Origin of the sequence: Mesorhizobium sp. M7A.F.Ca.US.002.01.1.1 (genome assembly GCF_004022955.1) — a bacterium.
GTDB lineage: Bacteria > Pseudomonadota > Alphaproteobacteria > Rhizobiales > Rhizobiaceae > Mesorhizobium > Mesorhizobium ciceri.
In genome coordinates this window covers 1-6,308 of record NZ_RZQE01000349.1, presented here as the reverse complement: position 1 = coordinate 6,308, position 6,308 = coordinate 1, and the positions used below count along the sequence as shown (strand labels likewise).

The following is a 6,308-nucleotide window of genomic DNA, read 5'->3' as shown; positions in this document are numbered from 1 at the left end:
GAGATAGCGCGAATAGTTCTCGATGCCGGCGCACGAGCCGGTGGCTTCCAGCATTTCGAGGTCGAAGCGGCAGCGCTGTTCCAGCCGCTGTGCCTCAAGCAGGCGGCCGGCCCGCTCCAGTTCGACCAGCCGGTGCTTGAGCTCTTCCTTGATCGACTTGATCGCCTGGTTCAGCGTCGGGCGCGGCGTCACATAGTGCGAATTGGCGTAGATCTTGACGCTTTTCAGCTCGCCGGTCTTCTGGCCGGTCAGCGGGTCGAATTCGGTGATCTGCTCGATCTCGTCGCCGAACATCGAGATGCGCCAGGCGCGGTCTTCCAGGTGGGCCGGGAAGATTTCGATGGTGTCGCCGCGCACGCGGAACGAGCCGCGGACAAAGTTGATGTCCTGCCGCTTGTACTGCTGGGCGACGAGATCGGCGAGCAGCGCGCGCTGGTCGAGCCGGTCGCCGATCTGCATCTGGAAGGTCATCGCCGTATAGGTTTCGACCGAGCCGATACCGTAGATGCAGGACACCGAGGCGACGATGATGACGTCGTCGCGCTCAAGCAGCGAACGCGTCGCCGAGTGGCGCATGCGGTCGATCTGCTCGTTGATCGAGGATTCCTTCTCGATGAAAGTGTCGGTGCGCGGGACGTAGGCTTCCGGCTGGTAATAATCGTAGTAAGAGACGAAATACTCAACGGCGTTTTCCGGGAAGAATTTCTTGAACTCGGAATAGAGCTGCGCGGCAAGCGTCTTGTTCGGCGCCAAGATCAAGGCAGGGCGCTGCGTCTCCTCGATCACCTTGGCCATGGTGAAGGTTTTTCCTGAGCCGGTGACGCCGAGCAGCACCTGGGTGCGGTCGTGGTTATCGACGCCTTCGACCAGATCCTTGATCGCGGTCGGCTGGTCGCCGGCCGGCTCGAACTCCGACACCATCTTGATGGCGATGCCGCCTTCGGATTTTTCGGGGCGGGCAGGGCGGTGCGGCGTCCACAGCACGCCGTCCTTGTGCAGCGGATTGCCGGATTCGATCAGCGCCGACAGTGCCGCCACCGTCGCGGTGACGCTGCCCGAGGCCATGGTCTCGGCGTCCTCCAGCGAGATGTCGAGGCCGGCGACCGGATTGAGGCCGGCTGCCGTGCGCTCCCTGGCTGACGCCGCGCCACCCATCGAGGTGCCGCGCGAACTGCGCCCCGGCGAGCTTGAGCGCTCGGGTATCTTCTTCGACGGCTTCGGCGATTTGCCGCCGTCACCCTTGGCGACAAGACGTCCTTCGTTTTCGGCTTCCTGCTCGATCTGCTCGGCCCAATCCGCGATCGAACCGGTCAGCGGCGTGCCAGAGAGCTCCGGCTGCGGCATCTCGGCGAAGCCGCCTTTGTGCAGCGGCTCGGAGGCGTCGAGGAAATCGGTCAGCGGGCTGCGCCGCTTCGGCGCGGCGCGGTCGTCATTCGCCGTCGGCGGCGTTTTCTGATCGGGAGATTTGGCCATGTCCCGAATATGGGATTTCCTGGCCAAAATGGAAAGAGCGCGGTGGGGAGAGGCGTGCCGGACAGCGCTGCTCCTGACAGCCTGCTGTCAGGAGCAGCGGGAGGGCGCCCGAAAGCCTCTTGTCGTTACACGCCCCTGGCGGCTGATGCGACCTGCGTCGCCGACCCGTTCAGGCGCGGCACCACGACGAGGCGTTTGATTTTGCCCTTCTTGAAAGCGGCGAGGAAGCGCGCATAGTCCTTGAAGGCGACGCAGCCGCTCGACTGGGCGTAGCGGCCCCGGAGCAGGTAGGTATGGGCCAGCAGGCCGTTGCGATTGTATTTGTTGCGGCCATCGACCGGTGTCAGGCGCAAGGCCTCCACTCCGTGGAAGCGCGACTCGCGCATCGACAGATTGTAGGTGTTGGGCGGCGTGGGTCCGCGATTCTTCTGGTCGGCATAACGCGGCTGGTCCGCCATGGCGCCGATGCCTGAATGCGCCTCCAGCCTCGAGCCGTCAGGCATGTAGACGGTCGCGCTGCTGATGTCGTACACGGCGACGCCATTGCCGGCTCCGCTCCTGGCGGCTGGCGAGTTGAAGAGGTTCCTGAACGCCTTGCCAAGGCCGCCCGAGGGCGTGTCGGGCTTGGCATAGGCCAGCACATCGCCGCCATCGGCCGGCCGGCCTTGCCGCGTCGGTTTTGCCGGCTGGGCCTGCTGGACCGTCTCGCGTGCCGGCTTCGGCTGCTGAACGGATTTCGGCTGCTGGACGGACTTAGGCTCCTGCTGGACCACTTTGGGCTGCGGCGCGTCGAATTGCGGACGCCGGGTCGGCAACGGCACGTCGTCGGTCAGAGCGTCCGGCAGGGAGGCGGCATCGCCGGGTTGATCCTGCTGGGTTTCGACGGGTGAAACCACGACATCGGCTGACGATTCCTCGATCGGCAGCGGTGAGGCGAACGCCTCGTCATCGGCCGGCAGGGACTGCACCAGAGCAAGCGCCAACTGCGAATTGTCCGGCGTACCGGATTGGGCAAAGCCCATCGGAGGCGGTGCGGTCTGAACGACCACCGAGTCGGTATCCAGCCGGGCGAAACGTTCGGCCGCCGGAACTGGCATGTTATCGGACAGGCTGGCTGTGAGCTGGACGGAGGGCACCAACGACGCCTCGGCAATTCGCGGTGCGACTGTGGAGATCACCGGGCGGGTGTTGGCACTGGCGGCAGGCTTTCCGGCATCGGCAAAGGCAGCGGCCAGCTTCATCGGCGAAAGCGACGCTTCCATGCGTTCGAAGCGCTCCTGCGCCTTCGACTTCACGGCGGCGGGCATCGGCTTTGCCTGCGCTACAAGGCGTTCGGATTTTTCCGCCCGCGCGCTTACCCTGGCCAGCTTGAAACAGCTGGCGCCGCACTGCACCGAATGATCATGCAGGGCCTGAGTGCCGCCATTGGCGTTGGCCAGCACGAAGGGTGCTTTCAAAAAGTGCTGTTTCAGCGGATCGGCAAGTGCGAGCGATCCCGGTGTCGACAGTGTCTGGGGCAGGCCAACCGAAGTTGCCGACAGAGAGGCGCCGACGGAACTGAGGCCAGCCATGGTGCCGATCAACCAAAGACCGATGGCGGTGCTGACGCAAGGCAGCGCGACCCAGCGGGCCACCCGGCCAGCGTTGAAGGAAGGGGAACGTGGAGCATCGACGAACTCGCCGCCCTCACGCTGTCCCCGGTTTTTTTTGTGTGTACTCAACAACGCCATGCAACCAATCTCGCTTCAATCGGTTTCCCCGTACGTGGCCTTGAGAGCCGCGACGACCATTCTGTGAGTGATCCCAGGTGGTCCCCGACGCGTTTGCCGCGTCTGTAGTTGGTTGCCGATTGCTTCAAAATATGGACAAAGTTGGTTAATCAATTCCTCTCAAAACCAACGACGAGATGTGGATTTTGGCCAAATCAGCCTTCGTCCACGGCCAGGAAAGTGGTGTTGTCGCCCTTCCGACCTGGTTTTGCTGCCTGTTTTTGGCGGCCGAGTCAAGCAAAACAGCCACTGCTAATTTTTACGCAGCGCCTCCGCGCGGTGTATGCAGCGAACCGACTGCCGGCAGACCTGCCTACAAAAGGCGCGCGTGTTTCCGGTAAAACCGTTGCCTGCCATGCTAGATTTCTCGCGGGAAGGCGGCCTCAAACGGCCCACCCTCAGTTGAACCAAAGCGCAAACGTCAAAAACCCGCCGCCGCCGAACTGGCGCTGGATCTGGTCGAAATCGTCGCTGGTCGCGAGCTCGCCGCTTTCGAGGTAGGGCGCGATGGCCGGGCCGGTGATCGACAGCACGAGATCGAAGTTTTTTGGCTCGTCGAAGAAGCGCTTCATGTTGATGCCAAGCCCAGTACTGGCGGTGACGCGGAAATGCGGCAGCAGCTTGCGGCCTTCCAGGAGATCCTCGGCCATGGTCAAGGCGGCGAGCCAGGCCTGGACCTGCTCCTCGCCGACTTCGAGGCCGGTGAGCGGGTTCTCGCCCTTCTGCTGCGGTCCAGGCAGCCATTCGCGGTCATTGTCGGTCTCGGCGCGGATCGCCTTCCAGTCCTCGCGCGACAGCCGGATCATTTCCAGCAGGTGGCGGCGCGCTGCTTGCCGGCGCTCCGGTTCGATCACCGGCCAGTTGACGAGATGCACCATCGAGATGAAATCGGCGATGCGCCATTCCGAGGAGAAGATGCTCGAGCCCATATCGCCGGCCGGCGGCACCAGAATATCCTGCAGCGGCAATTTGGCGCGCGGGAACAGCATGTGAAACGAGCCGTCGAAGGTGCTCCTGAAATCATGCGCAAGCCAGAAATCGGCCTGCGCCATCAGGAACTCGGCATAGCCCTGCAGCCAGTAGCCGTCGGCGCGGTCGAAGCGGAAGGTGAGCGTGGGGGCGGCGGCGTCCGACGAGATACCGCCGCGCGAGAGTGAGGCGATGATCGCCGCCATGCTCTCGTCCGGCGCGATGGTGCCGTCCTCGTTGAGGTCGATGCCGGCATGGGTGAGATCGATGACCATGCCGATATCGGCATCGGGCGGCACCGAGGCAAACGTGGCTGCGGATTTCTCCAGCCGGTCACGGAAGCCGACCAGGATGGCGCGGAACTGCTCGTAAGTGAGCGGCTCGGGATTGGGATTGTCGGGCACCGGCAACCGCATCAGCGGCAGCATGAAGGATTGCGGGCTTTCGAAACCATGACGGTGCAGGCCGGTGGCCAGGATCTCCAGTGCGGTAAAGAACTCGCCCGCCCCGGCCGCATAGGCGGATGCCGGGTCTTTTGGCGCGGCAGCCTCCAGCGTCGAGAGAGCGGTGTCGCGCGCGGCCACGGTCTTCGCCTCAAACAATGTGGTTGCCGCTTCTGGCATTGCCGCCGACGCGGAAGACAGCGGCAGGAGCAGAATGAAAGCGGATGTCAGCAGGCCTGCCAGTCGTGTCATCTTTTCCCCCCAATGTTTTGTCGCGCAGTGCAAACATACACCATTTGCAGCGCCGCGCTTCAACCCGCCCGGCGGACGGTCTACACAGGGCAAACAATTGGGCATCGCGTGTCGAATTATCCGTTTTCCTACAAGCTGTCCTGGCTGCCGCGTTTCCTGAAGCCGTCACTGGCCGGCGACGCTCAAGACTTTGCGCCGATGGCCGGGACGCTGATGGATCCACCGCCGAAGCAAGCGGTGCGGCTTGCCTTTGTCGGCGACATCTCGGCGGTGGCCAACCGCAGCGCGCCGGATTGCGATCCGGCGATCAAGGCGCTGCTCGGCGCTGCCGATCTGGTGATCGGCAATTGCGAAAGCCCTGTTGTGGACAGGCCAAGCGCGGTGCTGGGCACAAGGCTCGGCACGCATCATGCGATGAGCGAGCCGTTCCTGGCCGAGGCGCTGACGGCGGTTGGTGTTGCGCGCGAAAAACTCGTGCTGTCGCTGGCCAACAACCATGTGCTGGATCAGGGCATCGCCGGTTTCGACGAGACAATCGCGGCGTTGCTGCGGCTCGGCATCCGCACGATCGGCCTGGCCGACGGTCCGGTTGTACCGATTCAGGTTGGATCGCTTGATATCGGCTTCGCCGCCTTCACGCTGTGGCGGAACGCCGATGAAAAACTGTTTGCCGGGCGCGTTTCGATGGACAGCGATCCGGCGAGCTGGCCACCCGCTGGCTTGGACCTTCTCTGCGCCGTGCCGCATTGGGACTGGGAGTTCCGACATTTTCCGCGCGACGGGACGCGAGCGCTGGCCAGGCGGCTGGCCGGGCAGGGCGCCGGGCTGATCGCGGGCCATCATGCCCATGTCGTGCAGCCGGTGGAAAAGATTGACGGGACGATCGTCGCCTATGGGCTCGGCGATTTCCTCGGTACCGCCTTTGCCCGGCAGCCATGGCCGGGCCGCATCGGCTCTATCCTCGTTGTCGATGTCAGTGCCGATGCCGGTACGCGCGGCAGGATCGCGTCTTACCGGATGCATCCCTTCATGCGCCTGCGCGCTGGCGACCACGAGCGGCTGGTGTTGATGGAGGCTTTGGAGGGCCGAATGCGTGACAGGGTCGCGGAGCGACTGAAAGCGGTCTTCCCTTCTCCACCAACCGATGAAGGCGTTCCCGCTTAACCATCTGGCGGCCCTTGCAAAACCAACTATCATGCTCCCGCAGAGGCAGGATTGCGGGGGTAGCGGTGGAATCAGCGGATTTCATGCCGAGCGAAACGGTCATCGCCGGCATCCGAAAAGACATCGAGGCCTATGAAGCGGCGAGGGCTTCGGCGGTCCGGCAGGTGCGCTGGCGGGTGCCGGTGTTCGTGGGGCTGGTGCTGGTGGCCGTGGTGCTGGTCGCCTGGCTGTTCAACAA

General features: G+C 63.9%; 4 protein-coding genes. 1 reads left to right on the top strand and 3 read right to left on the bottom strand.

Annotation, left to right across the window (positions count from 1 at the left end):
- The 3 genes from EN932_RS26030 to EN932_RS26020 form a co-directional block, all read right to left on the bottom strand.
- The coding region (locus tag EN932_RS26030; RefSeq protein ID WP_164890624.1) for a DEAD/DEAH box helicase family protein at positions 1-1,473 on the bottom strand (1,473 nt) is incomplete at its 3' end.
- Positions 1,474-1,598: 125 nt separating this feature from the next.
- The gene (locus tag EN932_RS26025) at positions 1,599-3,203 is read right to left on the bottom strand and encodes a tlde1 domain-containing protein (protein ID WP_127384778.1); all 1,605 of its coding nucleotides are present in this window, start codon (positions 3,201-3,203) and stop codon (positions 1,599-1,601) included.
- Positions 3,204-3,640: 437 nt separating this feature from the next.
- On the bottom strand, positions 3,641-4,906 hold the full coding sequence (locus EN932_RS26020) for a hypothetical protein (protein WP_127384777.1): 1,266 nt from the start codon (positions 4,904-4,906) through the stop codon (positions 3,641-3,643).
- A 108-nt stretch (positions 4,907-5,014) separates the two neighbouring features.
- Here EN932_RS26020 and EN932_RS26015 point away from each other — a divergent pair, with 108 nt between their 5' ends.
- On the top strand, positions 5,015-6,070 hold the full coding sequence (locus tag EN932_RS26015; RefSeq protein WP_063168830.1) for a CapA family protein: 1,056 nt from the start codon (positions 5,015-5,017) through the stop codon (positions 6,068-6,070).
- Positions 6,071-6,308 lie beyond the last annotated feature (238 nt).

What these genes read in the sequence shown, in the direction of transcription:
- EN932_RS26025 (WP_127384778.1), bottom strand. Translation starts at nt 3,203, where the DNA reads ATGGCGTTGTTGAGTACACACAAAAAAAACCGGGGACAGCGTGAGGGC.
- EN932_RS26020 (WP_127384777.1), bottom strand. Translation starts at nt 4,906, where the DNA reads ATGACACGACTGGCAGGCCTGCTGACATCCGCTTTCATTCTGCTCCTG.